A 23,068-nucleotide genomic window follows, 5' to 3' on the forward strand; every position below is an offset into this window, starting at 1 on the left:
TTGATTATTTCAATGCGCAACCTGATCTTCGTCAGCCTCTGCCTGTTGGCCGGCTGCCAACAAACGCCACCCGCCAACGACCAGCTCGACGCCGTGCTCTGGACCCAGACCTCCATCGAGCATGAGCTGATCTACCGCCAGCTCTTTGCCAATGCCACCCGCCAACTCGACGTGGCCCTGGCTGATCCCACCTGGGACGCCCTGCCCTTACCACCGCGCAACCTGACGGGCTTGCCGCCGGCCGTGGTGGTGGATATCGACGAAACCCTGCTGGACAACGTGCCGCTCAACGCGCGGGATGTGGTCAACAACCAGGTCTACTCCTACGACCGCTGGAACACCTGGGTCGACCAGGCCAAGGCCCAGGCGTTGCCTGGCGCAGTCGCCTTCCTGCAAGCGGCCCAGCAAAAAGGCATCGCGGTCTACTACCTGACCAACCGCGAACACAGCCAGGTCACCGCCACGGTGAAAAACCTGCGCCTGCGCGGCTTTCCGGTGGAAAGCGACGAACACGTCCTCGCCGCCAGCACACCTACCGGCCATTGCGAAAGCGCCGGCTATGGCAAGAACTGCCGCCGCCAATGGGTCGCTGCCCATGCTCGGGTGTTGTTGATGGCGGGTGATTCCCTTGGGGATTTCGTCCAGGCCGAGCACAACACCGTCGCGGATCAACGCAAGGCCGTGGCGCCCTATGTGAACTGGCTGGGGCAACGCTGGTTTCTGCTGCCCAACCCGACCTATGGCAACTGGTACAGCGCGCCGTATGGGGATGATGAGAAGTTACCGTTTGAGCAAAAGCGCACGCTCAAGCAGCAGGCGTTGCAGTTGCAGGAATAGCCCGCGCGACTGAACGGGCCTGGGATGCTGCCGTATACCGATTCCTCAGCGACGTGCGCTGACTGCCGAAGCGTCATTGGACACGATCACTTCCACACGGCGGTTCAACTGGCGTGACTGCGCGCTCTGGTTATCGGCGACCGGGAATTGCTTGCCGTAGCCGATTACCGCAATACGCTCGATCCCCACGCCAAGCCGTTGCAGGCCACGGGCGACTGCTTGGGCACGTCGCTCGGACAGGCTCTGGTTGTAGGCATCGCCACCGACGCTGTCAGTGAACCCCTCTACGCGCACCTGACGCTCCGGGTTCTGCACCAGAAAGTTCGCCAGCCCCTGGAAGTCGCGTTGGCTGCCCGCTTTCAAATCGGCCTTGCCGGTATCGAACAGCACGTCACCAAAGGTGATGACCTGACCACGCTCGGTCGGCTGGGCTTTCATCGCCTGCAACGCCTTGAGCTGCGCGGTGCGCACGTCGAGTTGCACCTGGGTGCGGTCGACCGCGATGTTGTCGAGCTGGGCGTCGGTTTTGCGGCCGACGATGGTCTGCTCGGCCAGGGCGATTTTTTGCGTGGCAAGGTAGGCGAGTTGGTCGATCTGGGGGGCGGTACGGTCGTGCAGGGACACTTGGTTGGCGCGGTCCAGCGCGTTGGAAGCGATACGGGTTTCAACCGCCGCCAGGGTGTTGGACTCCGGCTTCTCCTGCAGGCTGGAGAACTGGCTGCGCGCTTGCAGCAATTGCGGGTTTTCCGGCGGCGTGGCGCAACCGGCAAACACCAGACTCAGGGCCGAAAGAACAGGAATGAAAAAAAGGGCACGCATGGCAAGATCCTCAGTGGGTAGTCGCGGGGGCGTTGAGCATTTCCTGCTTGAGCACCTGGATGCCCTCTCGCGCCTGCTTCAAGACTTGTTGTTTACGCACGGCATTGGCCTTGGCTTCGGCGAGGCTGGCATCGGCTTCGATCTGATCGGCCAGTGCGTCGACCTCGACGTACTTCATTTCACCGATGGCCTGGTCCATACGCGCCAGTTTGTCCTGGGCCGTTTTCATTTCCAGTGGCGCGAACTGGGTCGCTTGCGCTGCCAAGGCACGCCCTACCGCATCACGGGCCAGGGAGATCTTTACCGCTGGTGGCTGCGGCGTGGCACAACCTGCCAGTACACCGGCGGCGATCACGGCCCAGGCCGAGCGGCGCAGGCGTTTGCTCACACTGGTCATCTTCATGTGTTGACTCCTAAGCATGTTCTTACGGCTGCGGGGCGATGGGAACAGCCCTTGCCGTCTCGCTTGTGTTCAAGCGATCGCGCCATCCTAGGAGGAAAAATGCAGACTAGAAGAATGAAAAATCCTGGCTGGTTGTAGGATTTTTCTCAGAAAAACAACCACCACCAAGTGTAGTATTTGTTCACTTAATCAATAAGTTGTCCGCCGACGGACACAATAAGGCATATGGAAATGAAAAGAGTGTTGATCGCTGCGTTCGGCATCTTGTCGCTGACCCAAACATCGCTGGCGTTCGCCGATAACGCCAACGGAAAAAATCTCTATATGCAGCGATGCGCCATGTGCCACGGCGCGGATATCAAGGGAACAGGGCCGTTGGCCAAAAAAAGCAACCCGCCTACACCAGACCTGACCACCGCTGCCTTTAAAAAACGCCTGAATGATTATCCGGGCGTTATCGTCTCTTCGATCATACTTCGACCCAATGGCGACTTGATCCCAAGAACGTTGCGAGAGAACGGCGTAAAACTACCGCCGTTCGCTTGGAGGGTTAACGACTTCCGCGATTTGAATCAGTACATGAGCGGTGTGATTGCCAAGCATCAATGATGGGCGGTCAATCGATCACGCGGTCCTGATCGCCCAGGTCCAGGCCTTGCGGGCGCAAGCCGTGTTGGGGCGCGAAGCGTTTTTGCTTACTGTTGGCGCTTCCAAAAGTGACCCGCTGCAACAGCGGGACCCTAAGCTGCCGTTACCGAAGAAACGGATAGGTACACCTATTTATCCAGCCGCAACAGTTGCATCTGCTGCCGATAATCATCCGTCACCTGCCGAGCCTGCCCGCTGCTGGTAATCACCTTAGGCGTAATCAGCACAATCAACTCCGTCCGATCCTTCGACTTGCTGGTACTGCCGAACAACCACCGCAACCCCGGAATCTTCCCCAGATACGGTACCGCACTCACACTCTCCTGGTTGTCCTGCTTGATCAACCCCCCAGCAACACCGTCTGCCCACTCTGCACCGCCACCTGCGTCGACACCGAACGCGTGGAAATACGTGGATTCACCGGCGTGTCGCTATTCGTACTCTGATTCTCAGCATCACTGACCTGCTGCTGAATATCCATGTACACCAACCCACCCGGATTGATCCGCGGCACCACATCCAGAATCACCCCCGTCTGCACATACTCGACACTGCTCAAGGTGGTATCCGCATCCCCCGTGTTCACCGTGGTCTGGTTGATGGGAATGTTGTCCCCCACTTGAATCTGCGCCGGCTGGTTGTTCATCACCACCAGCGACGGTGCCGACAGTACCTGGGTGCGGCCATTGGTTTCCAACGCATGCAACGCCACCTGCAAATTCGAACTGACAAACGAATAGAACAACGAATCCGTTGCCCCCAACCCCGCCCCACCCCCGCCCAGCGCGCCCTGGCTGCCAGAGGCATTGGCCACGGTGGTGCTGGAGGAATTCCCCGCCAGGCGCCCCAGGTACCACTGCACGCCCAGGTCCAGTTCACCAGTGAGCTTGACCTCAAGGATGCGCGTCTCGATCTGCACTTGCAGCGGCGGGTTGTCGAGGCGTTTGATCGCCGCTTCGATCTCTTTCCACTGTGCCGGTCGGGTGCGCACCAGCAGCTGGTTGCTGCTCTTTTGCGCGGTGATGCGGGTGCCGGCTTCGAGCGCGCTGGTGGGGGCGACTTCCTTTTCTTGCGGCTCCGACTCTTCGGCCGCAGGCGGGTTGTTCTGCAAGCCGCCGGAATTGAGCGACGACAGGGTGGTCGTGCGCAGACCCGGCGCGACCTTGGCCGGTGTGTCGTCCTTGATTGCGCCGGTGCCGTAGATCTGCCGCAGGTACTTGGCCAGGTCGGCGGCCTTCATGTTGCGCACGTCGTAAACGTACATCTGCGGCTCGTTACCGCCGCCTTCGTCGATGGTGCGAATCCAGTCGCCCACTTCGCTGAGGTACTGCGGCTGGGAAGAAATCGCCACCACCGAGTTGGTCCGTTCAATCGGCAAAAAGCGCAGCATGCCGGCCAGGGGCATGCCGCTGTCAGGGCCGAACATGCTTTGCAGTTGGGGCATCAACTCGGCCACGGAAGCCCGTTGCAGACCGAAGACGCCCACCGACATGCCCTTGAGCCAGTCCACGTCGAAGGTGTCGATGGTGTCCTGGTAGTTGGCCAACTCGTCCGGGGTACCCGCCAGGCTCAGCACGTTGCGCGCCGGGTCCACCAGCAAGAACGCGTTCTCGCGGGCGAAGGGCTTGAGCAGTTTTTGCATCTCGGTGGCGGAGATGTAGCGCAACGCAAACAACCGCGCCGACAGGCCGCTGGACGGTTGCGCCACGTTCATCTGCGGTACCAGTTTGCCGGCCACCGCCTGGTTGGCAGGCAGGATCACGTAGCGATCGCCCTGCTTGATCATCGCGTTGTCGGTCCAGGACAGCAGGGTTTCAAGGATCGACAGGGCCTGTTGTTTGTCCACCGGTTTGGAGGTGGAAAAGCTGACGTTGCCCTTCACGCCCTGGGCGATGCTGTAGTTTTCGTGCAGCAGGTCGCCCATCACGCTGTTGATCACCGCTTCGATGGGCTGGTCGGCAAAGTTGAAGACGATATCGCCCCCCTTCTCTTTCGCCACCGGCTGCGCTGCCGGCGCGCGGACGAACTGTTGGTTGCCACGGATCAGTTGGCGCTGCGCTGGCGGTTGCACCGACGGCGGCGGAGTTTCCGCTGCGGCCTGCTCGGTCGGCGGGCGTTGCGAGCCCGTGCCCTGCATGGCTTCGTGCAGCAGATCGTCATCCGGTTCCAGACGGTCGGGAAAAGATCCACAGCCGCCCAGGACAAGGGCGGTGGCCAGGCAAAACGTTGAGGTGCGCATGTCGATCAAGGGAGAGGCTCGCGGGGCAAAGTAATGGGGGGCCTGCTGGACGGCGGCGGCAGGCGCTTGGCGTAGAGGCTCAAGGTTTGCGTGCGGCCGTCCAGGCTGAATCGGGCGTATTGCGGGGTGAGGTGGTCCAGGCGCCAGCCGTTGGGCAGGGCCTGGCCGAGACGGACCGTCAGGGCGCGGCCGTCGGCCTGTTTGAGCATGGCCATTTGCAGGTTGCCGGTGATCATGATGCCGCTGAGGGTCAGGTTGGCCAGGCTGGCGCCTTGGGCTTTGCCCACGACGCGATCCGGGCTGCGGTCCGGGCTGAACAGCGGCGTTTGCCAAGTGGCGGCGAGGTTTTCCAGCGGGACACTCGGCGCGACCTGGATCTGAGCGGTAGGATGGGCGCGCGTGGGTGCTTCAGGCAGCCACTGCGGTTCATCGCCGATACTGCTGAGGATCACCGCCATCAACACGCCCAGTAAGCCCGACAAGCCGAGCAGGCCCCACTCCACGGGGCGTAGTCTGCCGATCATGGCGTCACCCGCGCCGGTTGCAGATAGCCGCGCACCAACAGATGCACCACCAACTTGCCCGCACCGCCATTGGCCGGCGCCTGCTGGCTGCGACGGATACGCAGTTCATCCACGAACAGGAACGGCGGCTGGTACTCCAGCTCATGCAGCAGGGCTTCCAGAGGTTCGATGGCGCAATCGAGGGTCAGGCTGACCTTGACCTGGCGATACGGCTCGCCGTCGTCCTGCTCCGGGGTGATGGGCTTGCGCTGGGTCAAACTGCAACCGCCGCCGAGGTTGGCGTGGCTGTTGATCAGGTCGGCGAGACGCTGCATCAGGTCGGCGGCCACCACATCGGGGTCATCCCCCGGCAATAGGCTGGTGCTGCTGGCGGGATCCTGCCGGGCTTGCTCAAGCTGTTGGCGCAGTGCATCGCGTTGACGCAACACGCCGGCATACCGCTGCTGTTGCTCGCGCAGTTGTTCGGCCTGTTCGCCCATGTCGCGCAGGGGGCCGGCGAACCAGCTGTCGATCAACAGCCAGTAGGCCGTGCCAAGCACCAACGCCAGCACCAGCAAGGCAGCACCACGGCGTTCACGGGGTGTGAGGGGTCGGCGCATCGGCAGCCTCCTGGCGTAGGTGTGCACGCAAGGCAAACTGGTCCTTGCCGGTGCGGGCATCGGGTTGGATCACCCCTTCGAACTGGGCGTTTTCCAGGCTGCGGCAGCCTTTGATACGGGTGATCAATGCGCTGGCCTTGGCGCTTTGGCCGGAGATTGAAATCTCACCGTCCTTCACCTCCAGTTGATCCAACCAGGTGTCGGCGGGCAAGCAGGTGGTCAGGTCATTGAGCAGCGCGGCCAGCGGTGGTTGCGCCAGTTTGCGCCGAGTGAGGTACTGCGCCGCGCCGCGGGTATTGAGCAGTTGCTGGCGCAGCGCATGCACCTCGGCGACCTGGGCTTTTTGCTGTTGGACGCTGGTATGCATCACGTCGATGACACGCTGGCGGTCGTTGAGCCACAGCACCATCGCCGCGATCAGCAAGGCCCCGCACAACCACGGCAGGCTACGCTGCAAGCCCATGCCCGGCCGGCGTTGACGGGGGCGCAGCGGTGCGGGCAGCAGGTCGATACCGAGGTTTGCCGCGTCCACGCGATGGGGATGCAGGCCGAGGGCGGCGCAGTCGGTAAGCATCTGGTCCAGGCGCTCGCGCAGGATCGCCACCAGCGTGACCTCAAGGTGGCTGGGCGTGCGCCGCTCCTGGCGGGCGACAAAGTAGAGTTGGTCAGCCTCGAACGGGGTGTAGCGGTCCAGTTCATAACCGACCACGGCCTCCAGATTGCGCCCGGCGGCCAGAGGCAGTTGTACGCGTTGCAGCAGCACGGCATCCGCGCCGAGCATCAGCACTTGGCGTGTGCTGCTCGACACGACCGGCACCGCTAACGGCCAGTGGTGGATCTGCTCCGGCGGTTCTGGCCGTGCCAACCAACTCGGCACACAGGCGCGCAACTCCGCAAGCCACACGCGCCAACCCTGTTGCAGCAGGCTGCCGCGCCAGTGCCGGGCAATGGGTTCCAATCGATTCATTCTTGCCAACGCAACACCCGATAGGGTTGTGCGCTGTCCTCCGATGGGCTCAATAAAACGGTGACTTGCAGCCGCGCCTGATAACCGCCGGGGCGCTCGGCGCGGCTGTCGACCACCAGCACTTCGCCAGGGTCGGCACCTTCGGCGTTCTGACGCGGCAGGTTCAGCGCCTTGCGCATCAGCGGGCTAGCGAAGGCGGGATCGGGGCGGTCCAGGTCGCTCCACAAGGTGATCTCGGGCAGCAATTGGCTGTAGAGGGTTTGCGTCATGCCGGGCAATTGGCGCACTTCTTCCAGCACCCGGAACGGCGCCAGGCCCTGGTGACGTCGCGCGTCGAGGGCCGTGGCCAACTGTGTCGCTTGGGCCGGAGTGGCACCGCAGGCCAGGGCCAGACGTGTGAAATCCTGTGCCTGGGCATTGATCAGGTAGAGCTTGCCGCGTTCGCTACGCAAGCTGACGTGCAACTGGGCGTCGTCAAAAGCCAGGGCGATATCGCGGCCATCGGCAACCCAGCGTCGGTCGACCAAGACGTGCGCGACGCCGGCTTCGGCGGCCAAAACAGTCTGGGTATGTTGGCGCAGCCACAGGGCCTGGCGACTTTCCAGTTGCACCCAGCCCGCCAGGCCGCCGAGCAACACGCTGAGCAACGCCAGTACCCACAACACCAGCAGCAGGGCCGCGCCGCGTTGGCGTCTCATTCTTCCACGCTCCCGCTGGACAGGTTCAAGCGCAGGGCAATCACCTGGGTGACCCAGGGCACCGGGCCGTCGACGTGGGCGGCGATGCGCACGGCCGCAGGCAAGCGCCTGGACCATGGCCAGTCACTGACCCAACCGGTGGGCTGGCCCAGCGGTGACGTGCCGCGATAATTGAATTGAAGACCCTCGATATTGTTCAGCAGCACCTGGGGTTCACGCTGGGAAAACCCGACCTGCAGACCCTGTTCGACCCGTTGCAGGCTGAACCGGTGGATCCCACCACCGAGCACACCGGGCAAGGTCGAGACGAACTCCAGGCGCTGTGCCGTGCCGACGAAAAATCCATCGCCCTCACCCACCGCCAGGGGCAACGCCTCGCTGATCGCCGTGCGCAAAAACTGTTGAGCGGCGCGCATTTCATCCAGGCTCACTGCATATGCCTGGGCCTTGGACACGGCACGATTGGCACCCAGCAACGCGCCGCCGACCAACACCAGCAGCACGCCCAGCAAGCTGAGTACCACAAGGATTTCCAGCAAGGTAAAGCCCTGTTCGCGGCGCTTCACAGGCGCGCCTTCAACGTGCTGAAACGGGCCTGGTGCGGGCCCTCACCAACGACCAGATCGAGACGAAAAATATGCGTTTGCTGACGGGTACAGGTCAGTTGCCAGTGGATACCATCGAGTTCGCCCTGGCTGACGCCGTTGCTCAATCGCCCTGCGGCCTCTTGATCGAAAATCGTCAGCGCCGCATGAGTGAGCCGGTCACTGTGGGCCACCTGGGACAGCGAGCGCGCGCTCTGGCCGAACGCAACCAGCAGCACCGTGCTGCACACCGCCATCAGCGTCAGCGCGGCGAGCATTTCCAGCAGCGTGAACCCGGCCTGGTGCTTCATGGCAGCGCCTTGGATTGCACGCTGCCGGTGAGCCAGCCGATATCGATGCGCCAACGCCGGGTGCCGTTGGCCACTAGCAGATTGCCGCCGGTGGAGCTGCCGTCCGGATAGAACTCGACGGCGGGGCCGACCTGTTCGGCGGTGTGCAGTGTCACTTGCAGCTCGGACGGCCACTGTTGCAGCGCACGGCCCGGCGCCTGGAACGTGCGGGCGCGCAGGTCGAACGCAGTACGTGCGGACTGCCCGCTGATAATCGCCCCCGCCCGCGTGGTGCGCAACGCCTCCACCATCTGTCCGACCGCGCGGCGCTCCTTCGCCGCCTGCAGCCCCTGGCGCACGCCCATCCCCAGCAACCCGGCGGCGAGGCTGATCAATAGGATCACGACCAGCATTTCCAGCAGGGTAAAGCCGCGCTGGAACATAGCCGCGTTACTCCCAATTGCCCAGGTCGGCGCTATAACCTTCGCCGCCCGGCTGGCCATCCTGGCCGTAGAAGATCAGGTCGAACGCACCGTGTTCACCGGGGAAGCGATAGCCGAAGGCATGCCCGAACGGGTCCTTGAGGTCCGACGGCTTGGCATAGCCACCGGGTCTGTCCACCAGTTGTTGCAGGCTGGTGGGCGGCGCGCCGACGTCGAGCGCGTAGCTGTCGATCTTCATGCTCAGGCTGGCCAATTGCGCCTTGCCCGCGCCGTACTTGCCCTTGTCCACATTGCCGCCGACCTGGCGCACGACAATGGTGGCGACAATGCCCAGCAGCACGATCACCGCGAGCATTTCCAACAGGGTGAAACCGCCTTGGCGGCGTGGTTTTCTCATAGGTTCAGCTCCTTCATATATTGCTGGTCAGGCTCATCAACGGCAGCATGATCGCCAACATGATCACCGCCACCAGCACCGCCATGACCACGGTCAGGGACGGCACCAGTGCGGCGAGCAGGCGATCGATGCCGCGCTTGGCTTCGACGTCGAAGATGTCGGCCACCTTGAGCAGCATGCTGTCGAGTTCGCCGGCCTGTTCGCCGACTTCAATCATTTGCAGGGCCAGCTCGGGCAGCAGCGGCTGGCTGCCGAACGCGCTGGCGAGGGTGCCGCCGCCTTTGACCGATTCCGCCGCACTGCCGACCTGGGCCTGCAGCGCGCGGTTGGTGCAGACTTGCCGTGCGATCACCAAGGCTTGCAGCAACGCCACGCCATTGCTGAGCAGCGTGCCGAGGGTGCGCGTCAGGCGGGCCGCTTCGACACGTTGCAGCAGCGGGCCGATCCCACGGACACCGAGCAGGCGCCGATCGTATTGTTCTCGAAACGCCGGATTACGCAGGCGTGCCGCCCAACACCCACCGCTCACGATCAGCCCGGCCAACACCAGCAGGCCATAGGCGCCCAGGAACTCACCCAAGGCGAGAACCACCTCGGTGATCCACGGAATCGGCACGCCCAGGTCCTGGAAGATCGGCACGAATTGCGGCACCACATAAGCCAGCAACAGCGCCAGGGACCCGAGTACGCCCACCACCAGGAAGGCTGGATAGATCAGCGCATTGATCACTTCACCACGCAGCCGCTCGCTGCGTTCCAGGTAGTCGCTGAGTTGGCGCAGGGTGTTCTCCAGTGCGCCACCCGCCTCACCGGCGCGCACCATGCTCAGGTACAACGGTGAGAAGCTGCCGCCTTCTTCTTCCAAAGCGGCGGACAGTGGTTTACCCGCTTTGACGTGATCACGGATGCGCCCAATCAGTGCACGCACCTGGGGTTGACCGGGTTGTTTGAGCAACAGGCTCAACGAACGTTCGAGCGGCTGACCAGCCCCCAGCAGCGTCGCCAACTGCTGGGTGAAACTCACCAACGCCGCGCCCTTCAACTGCCCGCGTGGGTTGCGCAGGAGCGGGCTGCCGGCCGCCTCAATCTGCAACAACAACAGGCCACGCTTGTGCAGGGCCGCGACGGCGGCGACCTGATCCGCCGCTTCCAGCGTACCGTTCTGCGGCACACCCTGGCTGTCCAGGGCGCGGAACTTGAACAGGCTCACGCGCCCTCTCCACGGGTGACGCGCAGTACCTCTTCCAACGAGGTAATACCCGCCAAGGCCTGGCGCAGTCCTTCTTCATACAACGTGCGCAAACCGGCGCGGCGAGCCGCCTGCTCCAACGTGGCGGCATCGGCGTGACGCATCAACAGGCTGCGCAGTTCGTCGTTCATCACCAGCAGCTCGGTCAGGGCGCTGCGGCCGTGATAGTCCCCGCGATAAAGCAGAATCGGGCGCTGTTCGGTCAGGCGATCCAGGCCGTGTTCTGCGATCAGTTCCGGCGGCGCTTCAAAGGCCACGCGGGTGACCGGATCCAGGCGCCGCACCAGGCGCTGGGCGAGAATGCCGCTGACGGTCGAGGCGATCAGGTAGCTTTCCACGCCCATGTCCATCAGCCGCGTGATGCTGGCTGCGGCGCTGTTGGTGTGCAGAGTGGAAAGCACAAGGTGCCCGGTCAGGGACGATTGAATGGCGATGCGGCAGGTTTCCAGGTCGCGGATCTCGCCGATCATGATCACGTCCGGGTCCTGGCGCACGATGGAGCGCAGCGCCCCGGCGAAGTCCAGGCCGATGGCAGGTTTGACCTGGATCTGGTTGATGCCTTCGAGTTGGTACTCCACCGGGTCTTCCACGGTGATGATCTTGCGCTCGGTGGTATTGAGCCGCGACAGCGCGGTGTAGAGCGTGGTGGTCTTGCCGGAACCGGTGGGCCCGGTGACCAGCAGGATGCCGTGGGGGCGCTCCAGCAGATCGAGGAAGCTTGCCAGGCGCTGGCCGTCAAAGCCCAGGCTCGGGAAATCGAACTGCACGGTCTGCCGGTCCAGCAAGCGCAGCACCACCGACTCGCCGAAACTGGTGGGCACCGTGGACACGCGCAGGTCGAGCTCCTTGCCCTGGATGCGCAGCATGATGCGCCCATCCTGGGGCAGCCGACGTTCGGCGATGTCCAGCCGCGCCATGATCTTCACCCGTGAGATCACCGCCGCCGATGAACTGGCAGGCGGCGCTTCGGCGTCGTGCAGCACGCCGTCGATGCGGTAGCGCACCTTGAGCTGGTTTTCGAAGGGTTCGATATGGATGTCCGAGGCCCGTTGTTCCACGGCGCGCTGCAGGATCAGGTTGACCAGGCGGATCACCGGTGCTTCGGAGGCCATGTCCTTGAGGTGTTCGATATCTTCCTCGGCGCCGCCCTGCTCATCGAGGTTTTCGATCAGCGTGCCCATGGCCGAGCGGCCCTGGCCGTAGTAGCGCTCGATCAGGGTGTCGACTTCATTGCGCGGGCCGATGGCCAGCCACACTGGCACCTGGCACGCATAAGCCAAGGCCTGGAACGGATAAAGTTGCGCCGGGTTGGCGGCGAGCACCCGCAGGCCGCCCTGGGTCCAGCCCATGGGCACTACCTGGTAGTGACGCATGAAGCGTTCGGTCAAGACGGGCAAGGGATCGAGCAACGGCGGCGCGGCATCGGCCAATAACAGCGGCGCGCCGAGTAACGCCGCCCAGGCGCGGGCCAATTCGACTTCAGAGACCAGGCCCAGGCGTGTCAGCAGGCTCAGCAGATCGTCCGTGGACAAGCGTCGGGCGCGCTCCAGGTCCACCGTTTTCAGCCCGGCATGCTGCATCAGCCACGCGCACACCTGTTCGGTGTGCGGGATCTGCATCTGGCAGGCATCGATAGGCGCTGACGACATAATGTTCAGGTATCTAGTGTTGCGAGAAAGTATGGCTATTTGGAACTACAGCAACATGCCATTAGTTAGCCACAACCCAAGCGAGAGTAAGCCGGGGTTATCGACTGGAAGTTATAGCCCTAGTTCCTGAAGACCGGGAATAAAATAAACATAATGGCCAAGACCCTTGCGCCAGAGCCTTAGAAGCTAATAGCCATCATCTCACTAGTTGCAATTAGCCACTTATACGTTTTCTCGCGCAATTAAACGGTTTTTCAATACATTCAACCGGGTTACTTCATTATCAACAAGAAGTAAAACCACACGTTCAACCACGTCAGGTATGAGGTCGGGTGCTTTTTTCGATCAGGCACATCGGCGTGCCTGCCACCGGCTCGCTCATCACCTGCACCTGCACCTCAAACACCTGCCGCATCAACTCGGCAGTGATCACCTGCCCCGGCGCACCATCGGCCACCAGCTTGCCGCCGTGCATCACCGCCAGGTGGTGGGCGTAGCGGCAGGCCTGGTTGATGTCGTGGAGCACGGTGATCACGGTCTTGCCTTCGCCAGCCAGTTCGCCCATCAGGTCGAGCAGTTCGACCTGGTGGCTGATGTCGAGGTACGTGGTGGGTTCGTCAAGCAGTACCACCGGCGCGTTCTGCGCCAACACCATGGCCAGCCAGGCGCGTTGGCGCTGGCCGCCGGACAGGTCCGCCAGGGCGCGGTCGGCCAGGGTGTCCAGTTCCAGGCGTTGCATGGCCTGGGTGACATGGGCTTGGTCATTGCCGCTCAGGCGTCCCCACAATGAGTTGTGCGGGCTGCGGCCATAGGCGACCAACTGGCGCACGCTGACGCCTTCTGGCACTGGCAACACCTGGGGCAAGAATGCGATCTGCCGCGCCAATTGGCGGGCGGACAAGCTGGTGTAAGCCTGGCCATCCAGGGTCAGTTCACCCTGGGTCGGCTTGAGGATGCGCGCGAAGGCCTTGAGCAAGGTGGATTTGCCACAGCCATTGGGACCGATCAAGGCGGTGACCTTTCCGGTCGGCGGCACAAAGGACAACCCCTGCACGATACGCGTGGTGCCGTAGCCGATATCCAGCTCGCGTGCTTGAAGAATACTCATGTGATCAGCCCTTGAACCGTGCCAGCAACCAAAGAAAATACGGCGCGCCAATCACCGCCGTGAGCACCCCGGCGGGGATTTCGCTGGGCGCGATCAACGTGCGTCCCAACGTGTCGGCCAGCACCAGCAACAGCGCACCCGTCAGCATCGCCGCCGGCAGCAAATACTGGTGATGCCCGCCCACCAAGCGACGTGCCATGTGCGGCGCGACCAGGCCGATAAAACCGATCGGCCCGATCACGCCCACGCCCAGGCTGGTCAACACCACCGCGCAGGCCATGGCCAGCCAGCGAGTGCGGCCAAGTGCCGTGCCGAGGCTGTGGGCGGCTTCGTCGCCGAGGGCAATCAGGTTCAGCGGCTTGGCCAGGCACAGGCCCACGGGGATCAGCACCAGGAACGGCAATACCAGCGCCACATGGTGCCAGTTACGGCTCCACAGGCTGCCAGTGAGGGCGAGCAAGGCCGTGTTGATATCCAGCGGATGGGACAGGATCAGAAACTCGGTGACACTGGACAAGGTCACCGCAATCGCCACCCCGGACAGTGCAAAGCGCACTCCGGAAAAACTCACCCCCGCGTTGTACAGCGCCAACAGCAACGCACCGCCGGCCCCACCCAGGCACGCCACCAACGGCAACCACGCAATCGGCATGTGCGGCCAACTGATGATCGCTACGGTCAGCGCCAGGCCCGCCCCCTGGGTCACGCCGAGGATCTCCGGCGAGGCCAGCGGGTTGCGGATCACACCCTGCACAATCGCCCCGGCCAGGCCGAAGGCGCATCCGGCGAGGATCGCAATCAGGCTGCGTGGCAGGCGGTGGTTCCAGACGTCGAAGTCGAGGGCGTCGTGGGCCAACAAGCGGTCCAACACAGCGTCAGGCGTGAGCCACACAGTGCCGGCGCTGAGGCTGATAAACGTCGCCAGCAGCAACAGGCCCAGCAGCAGCCATAAGCGCAATGGTGGCCGGGTCATAGGGCACGCCTGGCAAGAAAGAGGAAGAACGGCGCGCCGATCAGCGCGGTGACCACACCGGCCGGGGTCTCCACCGGAAACGCCACGGCGCGGCTGAGCAGGTCGGCGCCCAGCACGATCACCGCGCCCAACGCAGCGCTCAGCGGAATCAACCAGCGGTAGTCATTCCCGAGGAACTGACGAAGGATATTCGGCGCGATCAGCCCGACAAATCCGATCGGCCCCACCGCGCAGACACTCGCCCCCACTAGCAACAGGCTGGCGATGAACACCTGCAAACGCAGGCTGGCAATGCCCACGCCCAGGGAGCGTGCGGCGTCTTCGCCGAGGTTGATCAGGTTCAGTCGCGGCGCACACCAGAGCGCCCACAGGCCGCCGATCAAGGTGCACGGCCAGAGCAATTGCACTTGCGCGGCGCCGGCATTGGCCAGGGAACCGGCCAGCCAGTTGAGCACGCTTTGCGCCTGGGCCTCGACCAGGATCACCGTGAGCCGGGTCAATGCCGCGCACAACGCCGCCACCGCGACGCCAGCCAATACCAGGCGGCCTTGGGCCGTAGTCGGCGACCAGGCGCCGCCGAGGCTGAATACGGTGATCCAGGCCAGCGCGCCCCCCAGGCAGGTCATCAACAACGCACCGCCCGCAAACGGCAACGCAACCAGCCCGGTGGAAAACAACGCCAAGCCCAACGCCGCCCCTGCCGTCACGCCAAACAAGGACGGCGAGGCCAGACGGTTGCGAGTAATGCCCTGCATCAACGCACCGGCCAAGCCCAGGCAGGCGCCGACCAAGGCGGCACACAGCGCGCGTGGCACACGCAGCTGGGCGACGATGTAGGCCATATTGCCGCCCACGCGGCCTTGATGAACCAGGCCATTCCACGCATCCGTCGCCGTGATCGTGAACGGCGACCAGCTGTACAGCGACAGCCAGAACAAGCCGGCACCCAGCAGCACAATGCCTGCCGCCGCGAGACTGCGCCCCATGCTTATTGGCTCAGTACGGCTTTACCGCCTTTGAGAATCGCCAGCGCGTCTTCGGCGATCTGCTCCGAGGCCAGTACGCCGCGGTTGCGCGCCCAACTGTCGCCGTCCACTTCGGCGACCTGCTTGTTACGCACCGCTCCCAGCACTTGCCACAGCGGCTGCTGGCTCCAGCTGTCGACGATGCTGGGGCGACGGTAATGGCCGACGAGCAACCAGCCGGGGTCGAGGGCGAGCAGTTGCTCCAGGCTGACGAACTCGGTAGGTGCAGCGTTGGCGCGTACCGAAGGGACTTTCACGCCGATGGCTTCGAGCACGCTGCCGGCGTAGGAGTCCGGGCCGTGTACGGAGAAACTGTCTTCACGCGCCACACCGAACAGCACACTGGCGCCGGCCGGGATCTGTTGCGCAATGGCGTTGAGGTTCTCGCGGTTCTTCTGGATCCGCGCTTCCATCTGCGCGCTTTTGCCCAACGCCTTGCCGATCAACTCGGCGGATTTCAGGCTGCCCTGGTAGTCCTCGCCGCGTGACGGCAGCAACAGGGTCGGCGCGATGCTCGCCAGGTCGCTGTACAAGGCCTGGTGACGATTGAGGTCGGCGACGATCAAGTCTGGCTTGAGCCGGGCGATTTCCTCGATACTCGGTTGCGAGCGCAGGCCCACCGACTTCCATTGGCCGATGGCCTGGCGCACACGGGGCAGTACGCGGTTGGCATCACCATCATCGGCGGCCCCAACGGGCGTGACGTCAACGGCAGCCAGGCTGTCGAGAAAGGAGAATTCCAGCACCACCACGCGCTTGGGCGCATCCGGCAGATGCACCGCGTGCTGGCCGTCGTTGAGGTCGATGGGGGCGGCGCTCAGCAGGCTTGAAGAGAACGCCAACACGCAGGCGGCAAGGGTGGGGATGGAGCGCAGCATTCGCATGACAAGGACCTCGGCGTTAAAACACCCCGCTAGACAGGCCGGGGAAAACGGCGGGTACTATTCCATATCGACGCGGCGTGATCAAAAAACATTCTCATTAACGCCAAAATCAGGTGTGGGAGCTGGCTTGCCTGCGATGACGCTACATCAGCAAATAGCGCTGTGACTGGCGCCCCTCCCTATCGCAAGCAAACCAGCGCCCACAGGTTGATCGGTGTCCCCCCTTAGAAGTCGACGGTGGCGGACAGCAGATAGGTACGCGGCGTCGACAAGGTCAGCCCCGGCTCACTGTCATCCGAAGCCCCGGCCGAACTCCAATAGCGCTTATCGGCGACGTTCTCCACATTCGCCCGCAAGGTGATGTGTTTGTCGTCCACCTTGAACGCGTAGCGCGCCCCTACGTCGAGGCGGTTCCAGGCGTCGATTTCCTTGACGTTGGACTGGTCCAGGTACTGCGAGCTGGAGTAAATGCCACGGCTGGTCAGCGTCAGGCCTTCGAGGCCCGGCACATCCCATTCGGCACCCAGGTTGACGTTGTACTTGGGCGTGGCCGGGGCACGGTTGCCGTCCCAGGTACCGTTGGTGGTGTCCTTCAGCTCACTGTCGATGTACATCACACCACCGAGCAGGCGGAAGCCCTTGAGCGGTTCGCCGAACACACTCAGTTCCACACCTGAGTTCTCGCGTTTGCCATTGGGACCAAACAGCCGCGTGGTCGCATTGGTTTCATAGGCCGGCTGCTTGATACGGAACACCGCAGCGGTCACGGCAAACGCCCCGGCGTCGTACTTGGCGCCCACTTCGACCTGGCGGCTGATGAACGGCGGGAAGATCTGGTCTTCGTTGATCGAGGTGGACGGTGCGATCTTGCCCTGGCTCAGGCCTTCCATGTAGTTGGCGTACAGCGACAACCTGTCGGTGGCCTTGAACAGGATGCCGCCGGATGGCGAGACCTTTTCTTCGTCGTAGGCGGTATCACCTTTGATGCCGTCGCTCCAGTCATCGACCTTCACGCGCTGCCAGCGCGCACCGAGGGTGAGCAACAGGCGATCATCGAAGAAGCCCAGGGTGTCGGACAAGGCCACGCCGCTGAATTTGTTTTCGGTGTAGACCTTGGGATCAAACCGCGTCGGCCGCGAAGGCGTGGGGGTTTGCACCGGGTTGTAGAGATTGCTCGACGGCGACGTATAACGCGCGCCTCCGTTGGTGAAGTCCATGTCGAAGTAGCTGGCGGCCAGGTTGACCTCATGGCTCACCGGCCCGGTCTGGAACCAGTTGCGCACGCCGGCGGTGTAGGTGCGCACGTTTTCATCGCGGGTGAAATCCCGTGGCTGCACGCTGAAATCACCGGCTGCGTTGGATACGGACACCGCGTGGCGCAGGAAATCGTGGTTGCTTTTACGCGCCCCCATGCCGCCGTAGAGCATCACGTTGTCGCTGAGGTCATACTCGGCATTGACCGTGCCGAAGGTGTCGTTGGTGCGGGCCTTGCTCCAGGATTGCGCATAGTTGCGGCGCACGTCATTGGCGCTGGGCACCGGCGCTGCGGCCGCCACCTGTACGCGCTCTTGCGGCGCATCGGTGTCGCGCTCGGTGTGGCCGATGTCAGTGGAAAGGCGCAAGCGTTCGCCACGAAAATCCAGGCCCAGCACGGCCATTTCGCGGTCGACGCTCTGGTGATCCCACTCGGTATCGCCGGACTGCTTCACGCCGTTGAAGCGAATGCCGAACTGGTTGTCTTCGCCAAAGCGTCGACCGATGTCCACTGCGCCGCCGGCCTGGCTGTCGGAAGCCCAGTTGCCGGTAAACGAGTTGATGTCCTTGTCGGTGGCGCGCTTGGGCACCACGTTGATCCCGCCGCCCACGCTGCCACGCGGCGAAATGCCGTTGATCAACTGGCTTGGCCCCTTGAGGATGTCGACGCGGTCGGCCATTTCCATGTCGATGGTGTAAGTCGGCAGCACGCCGTATAAGCCGTTGTACGCCACGTCGCTGTTGAACAGGCTGAAGCCGCGAATGGTGAATTGCTCGTAGCGCCCACCGGCCGGGTTGGTCGCGCGTACCGACGGGTCGGCGGCGATCAGGTCGCCCAGGGTGCGGGCCTGTTGGTTCTTCACCGTGTCAGCGGTGTAGGTGGTGATGCTGAACGGGGTTTCCATGAAGTCCCGCGTGCCGAGCAGGCCCTGGGCCGTGCGGCGCGCCACTTGGCCACCGGCGTAGGTGTCGCCGTCATACAGGCCGGTGGTGCCGAGGATCGACGTCGGGGCCAATTCCAGGCTGCTGCCCTCCGGCGCCGGCACCAGCATATAGGCCTGTGCACCCATCGGCTGCAGTTGCAGGCCAGAGCCTTGCAGCAAGCGGGCAAAGCCCTCCTCGACCGCATACTCGCCGGACAAACCGCTGCTGCTGCGCCCACTGACCAACGCCGGGTCCACCGACAGATTGACGCCCGCCAACCCGGCAAAGCGGGTGAGCGCCGCACTCAGGCTGCCGGCGGGCACCTGATAGCTGCGGCGAGTGGCGGTGTCTTCGGCGTAGCTGACAGCAGCGAAGAACGGGCTGGCGCTGAGGCTCAGCAGCAGGCTGAGTTTCAGCAAGGGGCGGACTACAGGCATTGGCGGAAGCTCTCAATATTGTTCACTTGCCTGGAATGACAGGCGAGATGAAAAAAGGGGACAGGCTTCAGCCAATTTTTTCGCTTACCACACTGCGATCGTTGAATCCGCCCTCGGCTCCGTTCCGCCGCACAATACACCACTGACCGGGTCCCGCAGAATGATCTGCCCACGCCCGTAGTCGGTGAGGTCGCTGGCCATCTGCACCTGATGCCCGCGCCGCGCCAAGGCATTGGCCAAGTCGCGGGAGGCACCCTGTTCGATACCGACCTTCATGTCGCCCAGCCATTGCCAGCGCGGCGCGTCCAATGCCGCTTGCGGGTTGAGGCCGAAATCCACCAGGTTCATCACCATCTGCACGTGGCCCTGGGGCTGCATGTAGCCGCCCATCACGCCGAACGGGCCGAGGGCCTGGCCGTCTTGGGTGAGGAAGCCGGGGATGATGGTATGGAAGGTTTTTTTGCCTGGCGCCAGGCAGTTGGCGTGTGTCGGGTCGAGGCTGAACTCCTGCCCGCGGTTCTGCAGGGCAATGCCACTGTCGGGCAGCACCACGCCGGAACCAAAGCCGTGGTAGTTGCTTTGGATAAACGAAACCATGTTGCCCTCGGCGTCGGCCGTGGCCAGGTACACCGTGCCGCTGGCGTGGGGATCACCGGGTTTGGGGGGCTGGGCCTGTTCACCGATCTGCCCACGGCGACGGCTGCTGTAGTCATCGCTGAGCAGATCGGCGACGGCCACGCGCATGTGCAGCGGGTCGGTGATGTAGTGCAGACCGTCGCTGTAGGCGAGTTTCATGGCCTCCAATTGGCGGTGCCAGGTCTGCTGGCTGTCGCGGTGATCGAAGCTGAAACCTTCGAGGATGTTCAGCGCCATCAACGCCACCAGGCCCTGGCCGCTGGGGGGATTTCCCAGACATCCACGCCCCGGTAGTTGACGTGGATCGGCTCCACCCACTCAGCGCGGTAATCCTGGAGATCGCTGGCGCGCAGGTAGCCGCCACTCGCCCTGGAATGCGCATCCAGGCGCTCGGCCAGGGCTCCGCGATACAGGCTTTCGCAGCGGGTGGCCGCCAGTTCTTCGAGGGTACGGGCCTGGGCCGGGTTGCGAAACATGTCCCCGGCCCGTGGCGCGCGGCCGTCGATCAGGAAGGTGTCGAACCAGGCATCCAGCGCAGCGTCGCGATGGGGGCTGAATTCTTCCAGGGTAAGCTGCCATTGATGGGCGACCACCGGCGACAGCGGGAAACCATCGCGCGCCAGGCGGATGGCCGGTTGCAGCAACTCGGCAAACGGCAATTTGCCGAAGCGTTGCGACAGCTCGGCCCAAGCCGACGGGCAGCCTGGCACCGTGACCGGTGTCCAGCCATACAGCGGCATCTGATCATGCCCCGCTGCCTTGACCGCCTCGATACTCAAGGCCGCCGGCGCATGGCCGTTGCCATTCAAACCGTGCAACTGGCCCTTGCACCAGACGAGGGCAAACGCATCGCCGCCGATGCCGCAGCCGGTGGGCTCCACCACCGTCAAAGCGGCCGCCGTAGCAATCGCAGCGTCGATGGCGTTACCGCCCTTCTGCATGACCTCGATACCGGCCTGGGCGGCCAGGGGCTGGGACGCCGCGACCATGCCGCGCTGGGCAAACACGCTCTGGCGTTGGGAGGGATAAGGGTACTCGTGAGCAGAAAATTTCAACATGGCTAAGACTCGTCAACACAAGCGTGATGGGAAGACTCACAACACACGACTAAGGAACGCACGCGTGCGCGGATGGCTGGGGTGGCTGAAAATCTGTTCCGGCGGCCCTTGCTCGATGAGTTCACCCTGATCGAGCACCACCACGCGGTCGGCCACTTCACGGGCAAAACCCATTTCGTGGGTGACCACCACCATGGTCATACCCTCCTCGGCCAGCTCCTTCATCACCTGCAGCACTTCGCCGACGGTTTCCGGGTCGAGGGCGCTGGTGGGTTCGTCAAACAGCATGGCCTGGGGTTTCATCGCCAGTGCACGGGCGATGGCCACCCGTTGCTGCTGCCCGCCGGAGAGCATCGCCGGGTAGTGGCTGGCCTTGTCCGCCAGGCCAACCCGCGCTAGTAATCCACGGGCCTGTTCCAAGGCTTGGGCGCGAGGCGTGCCAAGCACCTGGATCGGCGCCTCGATGATGTTTTCCAGCGCAGTCATGTGGGGGAACAGGTTAAAGCGTTGGAACACCATGCCGATGTCGCGGCGCTGACGGGCGATGTTGCGCTCCGAGTCGCGCACCAGGCTGCCGTCGCTGCGCTCGCGATAGCCCATGGCGCGGCCGTTGACGCGGATGCGTCCACCCTGGATGTCCTCCAGCAGGTTGATGCAGCGGATAAACGTGGTCTTGCCCGAACCCGAGGCGCCGATCAGCACCACCACCTCACCGCGCCGCACTTGCAGGGAGATCCCCTTGAGGATCTGCAGTGCGCCGAACGACTTATGAATATCCAACGCTTCGATAATCAGCTCTTCACTTTGATGCGCCATGGTTATCGTCCCCTCAGCAGTTTCAAGGTGCTGCGCCCGAACATGCGGCTGGACGCCGGTGGCGGTGCGGAAGGCCGGTCGGACTGGCCGAAACGTGCCTCCAGCCAGCGCTGGAAGAAGCCCCAGAGCGTGGTGAGCATCAGGAAGTAGATCGCGACCACCAGGTACAACTCGAACACGCGAAACGTCGCCGAGGTGACCATCTGCGTGCTGAGCAACAATTCCTGCACGCCGATCACGCTGACCAGGGTGGTGTTCTTGAGCATCACGTTGAACTCGTTGCCCAGCGGCGGCACGATCACGCGGAATGCCTGGGGCAGCACGATACGCCGCATCAGCTTGGCAAAGCCCATGCCCAGGGAGCGCCCGGCTTCGTACTGGCCCTTGTCGACCGCGCCAATGCCGGCGCGGATGATCTCGGCCATATAGGCGCCTTCATTGAGGCCCAAAGCGATGATCGCCGCCTGGATATTGCCAGGCACCACCAGACCGAACAGGTCGATATCCTCAAAGCGGAAAATCCCGCCCGCCGCCAGCGCCGTGTACAGGAACACGATCTGCACCAGCAACGGCGTGCCGCGCATCAGCCACACATAAAAACGCACCGGCAGGTGCAATAGCGGGTTCTTTGACAGGCGCAACAGTGCAGCCGCCAAGCCCAGCACACAGCCCAGCAGCATCGCCGACACCGCGATCAGGCAGGTCAGCCAGAGCCCGGTGAGGTACACCCCGCTGGGCTGCAACAGGTACTGCCAGAACACATCCCAATTGAAGTTCATTGCGGGAAACCTCAGTCGAGAGTGTCACTGCTGACATGCCATTTGTTGAGCAATGCCACATAGCTGCCATCACTGCGCATGTCGCTGATCACTTGCTGCACGGCGGCGCTGAGTTGCGGGTCATCCTTGCGCATGCCCAGGCCGGTAAGGATGCGACTGAATGCCGGCACGCCTTCCTGGAACAGGTCCGGGGCCATCGCGGCGTAGTAGCCGGCGGTTTCCACCGTGGTGCCGTAGGCGTCGACCTGGCTGATGCGCAGGGCCTGGAAGGCATCGGTGTCGCTGTTGTACACCACCAGTTTCATCGGCGGCTTGCCGGCTTTGGTCAGGCTGTCGTTTTGCGCGTCCAGCAGGGTCTTGATGGTGGAGCCGTTGAGCACTGCGACCTTGTGCCCGGACAAGTCATCCAGGGCCTTGATGCCTTTTGGATTGCCCTTGGGCACCACCACCGACTGGCTGGAATACATGTAGTTAACGATGTCGATCACCTGGCGCCGTTCGGGTTTGTCGAACAGCTGGTCAACGATCATGTCGCATTGCTGGGCAAGCAACGCAGGCACCAGGCCGGAAAACGGAATGACCCGCCATTGCACCTGTTTGTCGCCCAGGCGCTTGGCAACTTCAAGCCCGAGGTCGACGGTGAGACCGCGCGGTTTCTGCGCTTCATCGAAGGACACCAGGGGCGGTGAATCCATCCCGGAGCAGTAGACGAGTTTATCGACTGTCTTCAGGCGCTCCGGCACCTGGGGCGCGGCAGAAGCCCATTGGGTACAGAAGCCGAGGGAGACAGCCATCAACAAGGCGCGGCGTTTATGCATGACCAGACAC

22 protein-coding genes and 2 pseudogenes are annotated in these 23,068 nt (G+C 63.3%); 2 read left to right on the plus strand and 22 right to left on the minus strand.

Going from position 1 to position 23,068, the window contains the following annotated elements; translation table 11 throughout:
• The first annotated feature begins 12 nt into the window (after nucleotides 1-12).
• Nucleotides 13-837, plus strand: coding sequence for a 5'-nucleotidase, lipoprotein e(P4) family (locus AB4N92_RS02040; RefSeq protein WP_021491076.1), 825 nt, complete (start codon nucleotides 13-15; stop codon nucleotides 835-837).
• Nucleotides 838-882: 45 nt separating this feature from the next.
• Here AB4N92_RS02040 and AB4N92_RS02045 read toward each other — a convergent pair whose 3' ends face one another.
• Together AB4N92_RS02045 and AB4N92_RS02050 are read right to left on the minus strand one after the other, a co-directional pair.
• On the minus strand, nucleotides 883-1,656 hold the full coding sequence (locus AB4N92_RS02045; RefSeq protein ID WP_021491077.1) for an OmpA family protein: 774 nt from the start codon (nucleotides 1,654-1,656) through the stop codon (nucleotides 883-885).
• Nucleotides 1,657-1,666: 10 nt separating this feature from the next.
• Nucleotides 1,667-2,059, minus strand: coding sequence for a DUF4398 domain-containing protein (locus tag AB4N92_RS02050; protein ID WP_010209206.1), 393 nt, complete (start codon nucleotides 2,057-2,059; stop codon nucleotides 1,667-1,669).
• 231 nt (nucleotides 2,060-2,290) lie between these two features.
• Here AB4N92_RS02050 and AB4N92_RS02055 point away from each other — a divergent pair, with 231 nt between their 5' ends.
• Nucleotides 2,291-2,668 (plus strand): c-type cytochrome, encoded by a 378-nt coding sequence (locus tag AB4N92_RS02055; protein ID WP_106119372.1) that lies wholly within the window; start codon nucleotides 2,291-2,293, stop codon nucleotides 2,666-2,668.
• A gap of 167 nt (nucleotides 2,669-2,835) precedes the next feature.
• Here the strand turns inward: AB4N92_RS02055 and gspD are convergent.
• The 20 genes and pseudogenes from gspD to AB4N92_RS02155 form a co-directional block, all read right to left on the minus strand.
• A pseudogene (gene gspD / locus AB4N92_RS02060) lies at nucleotides 2,836-4,946 on the minus strand (type II secretion system secretin GspD).
• Nucleotides 4,947-4,951: 5 nt separating this feature from the next.
• Nucleotides 4,952-5,470 carry a general secretion pathway protein GspN gene (locus tag AB4N92_RS02065; RefSeq protein ID WP_047540674.1) on the minus strand — a complete coding sequence of 173 codons (519 nt, stop codon included), beginning with the start codon at nucleotides 5,468-5,470 and terminating at the stop codon, nucleotides 4,952-4,954.
• Nucleotides 5,467-6,069 carry a type II secretion system protein GspM gene (gene gspM, locus AB4N92_RS02070; protein ID WP_010209200.1) on the minus strand — a complete coding sequence of 201 codons (603 nt, stop codon included), beginning with the start codon at nucleotides 6,067-6,069 and terminating at the stop codon, nucleotides 5,467-5,469. The genes AB4N92_RS02065 and gspM overlap by 4 nt, the downstream gene beginning before the upstream one ends.
• Nucleotides 6,044-7,036: a PilN domain-containing protein gene (locus AB4N92_RS02075; protein WP_044287444.1), complete on the minus strand. Its 993-nt coding sequence runs from the start codon at nucleotides 7,034-7,036 to the stop codon at nucleotides 6,044-6,046. The genes gspM and AB4N92_RS02075 overlap by 26 nt, the downstream gene beginning before the upstream one ends.
• Nucleotides 7,033-7,734 carry a general secretion pathway protein GspK gene (locus tag AB4N92_RS02080; protein ID WP_236267351.1) on the minus strand — a complete coding sequence of 234 codons (702 nt, stop codon included), beginning with the start codon at nucleotides 7,732-7,734 and terminating at the stop codon, nucleotides 7,033-7,035. The genes AB4N92_RS02075 and AB4N92_RS02080 overlap by 4 nt, the downstream gene beginning before the upstream one ends.
• Nucleotides 7,731-8,300, minus strand: a complete 570-nt coding sequence (locus AB4N92_RS02085) for a prepilin-type N-terminal cleavage/methylation domain-containing protein (protein ID WP_021491082.1) — start codon at nucleotides 8,298-8,300, stop codon at nucleotides 7,731-7,733. Before AB4N92_RS02085 ends, AB4N92_RS02080 begins: the two co-directional genes overlap by 4 nt.
• A complete protein-coding gene (locus tag AB4N92_RS02090; protein WP_047540668.1) occupies nucleotides 8,297-8,629 on the minus strand; it encodes a type II secretion system protein in 333 nt (110 codons plus the stop codon). Before AB4N92_RS02090 ends, AB4N92_RS02085 begins: the two co-directional genes overlap by 4 nt.
• The gene (locus AB4N92_RS02095; RefSeq protein WP_010209195.1) at nucleotides 8,626-9,051 is read right to left on the minus strand and encodes a GspH/FimT family pseudopilin; all 426 of its coding nucleotides are present in this window, start codon (nucleotides 9,049-9,051) and stop codon (nucleotides 8,626-8,628) included. The genes AB4N92_RS02090 and AB4N92_RS02095 overlap by 4 nt, the downstream gene beginning before the upstream one ends.
• Nucleotides 9,052-9,058: 7 nt before the next feature.
• Nucleotides 9,059-9,448: a type II secretion system protein GspG gene (locus AB4N92_RS02100; RefSeq protein ID WP_010209194.1), complete on the minus strand. Its 390-nt coding sequence runs from the start codon at nucleotides 9,446-9,448 to the stop codon at nucleotides 9,059-9,061.
• 13 nt (nucleotides 9,449-9,461) lie between these two features.
• On the minus strand, nucleotides 9,462-10,658 hold the full coding sequence (gspF, locus tag AB4N92_RS02105; protein WP_236267352.1) for a type II secretion system inner membrane protein GspF: 1,197 nt from the start codon (nucleotides 10,656-10,658) through the stop codon (nucleotides 9,462-9,464).
• On the minus strand, nucleotides 10,655-12,346 hold the full coding sequence (gene gspE, locus AB4N92_RS02110; RefSeq protein ID WP_021491085.1) for a type II secretion system ATPase GspE: 1,692 nt from the start codon (nucleotides 12,344-12,346) through the stop codon (nucleotides 10,655-10,657). The genes gspF and gspE overlap by 4 nt, the downstream gene beginning before the upstream one ends.
• A 316-nt stretch (nucleotides 12,347-12,662) precedes the next feature.
• A complete protein-coding gene (gene fecE, locus AB4N92_RS02115; RefSeq protein WP_044287447.1) occupies nucleotides 12,663-13,454 on the minus strand; it encodes a Fe(3+) dicitrate ABC transporter ATP-binding protein FecE in 792 nt (263 codons plus the stop codon).
• Nucleotides 13,455-13,458: 4 nt separating this feature from the next.
• Entirely contained in the window at nucleotides 13,459-14,427 is a 969-nt protein-coding gene (locus tag AB4N92_RS02120; protein WP_021491087.1) for an iron chelate uptake ABC transporter family permease subunit, read from the minus strand.
• Nucleotides 14,424-15,413 (minus strand): iron-dicitrate ABC transporter permease FecC, encoded by a 990-nt coding sequence (gene fecC, locus AB4N92_RS02125; protein ID WP_021491088.1) that lies wholly within the window; start codon nucleotides 15,411-15,413, stop codon nucleotides 14,424-14,426. Before fecC ends, AB4N92_RS02120 begins: the two co-directional genes overlap by 4 nt.
• Before the next feature lie 2 nt (nucleotides 15,414-15,415).
• Nucleotides 15,416-16,330 (minus strand): Fe(3+) dicitrate ABC transporter substrate-binding protein FecB, encoded by a 915-nt coding sequence (locus AB4N92_RS02130; protein ID WP_021491089.1) that lies wholly within the window; start codon nucleotides 16,328-16,330, stop codon nucleotides 15,416-15,418.
• Between the two features lie 230 nt (nucleotides 16,331-16,560).
• Nucleotides 16,561-18,951, minus strand: a complete 2,391-nt coding sequence (locus tag AB4N92_RS02135; protein ID WP_010209184.1) for a TonB-dependent receptor — start codon at nucleotides 18,949-18,951, stop codon at nucleotides 16,561-16,563.
• Between the two features lie 84 nt (nucleotides 18,952-19,035).
• Nucleotides 19,036-20,645: pseudogene (locus AB4N92_RS02140) on the minus strand (gamma-glutamyltransferase family protein).
• A 36-nt stretch (nucleotides 20,646-20,681) separates the two neighbouring features.
• The gene (locus tag AB4N92_RS02145) at nucleotides 20,682-21,461 is read right to left on the minus strand and encodes an amino acid ABC transporter ATP-binding protein (RefSeq protein ID WP_010209181.1); all 780 of its coding nucleotides are present in this window, start codon (nucleotides 21,459-21,461) and stop codon (nucleotides 20,682-20,684) included.
• Between the two features lie 2 nt (nucleotides 21,462-21,463).
• Nucleotides 21,464-22,240 (minus strand): amino acid ABC transporter permease, encoded by a 777-nt coding sequence (locus tag AB4N92_RS02150; RefSeq protein WP_010209179.1) that lies wholly within the window; start codon nucleotides 22,238-22,240, stop codon nucleotides 21,464-21,466.
• 11 nt (nucleotides 22,241-22,251) lie between these two features.
• Nucleotides 22,252-23,058 carry an ABC transporter substrate-binding protein gene (locus AB4N92_RS02155; RefSeq protein ID WP_010209177.1) on the minus strand — a complete coding sequence of 269 codons (807 nt, stop codon included), beginning with the start codon at nucleotides 23,056-23,058 and terminating at the stop codon, nucleotides 22,252-22,254.
• Between the last annotated feature and the right edge of the window lie 10 nt (nucleotides 23,059-23,068).

It is taken from the genome of Pseudomonas sp. S3_A09, assembly GCF_054668065.1.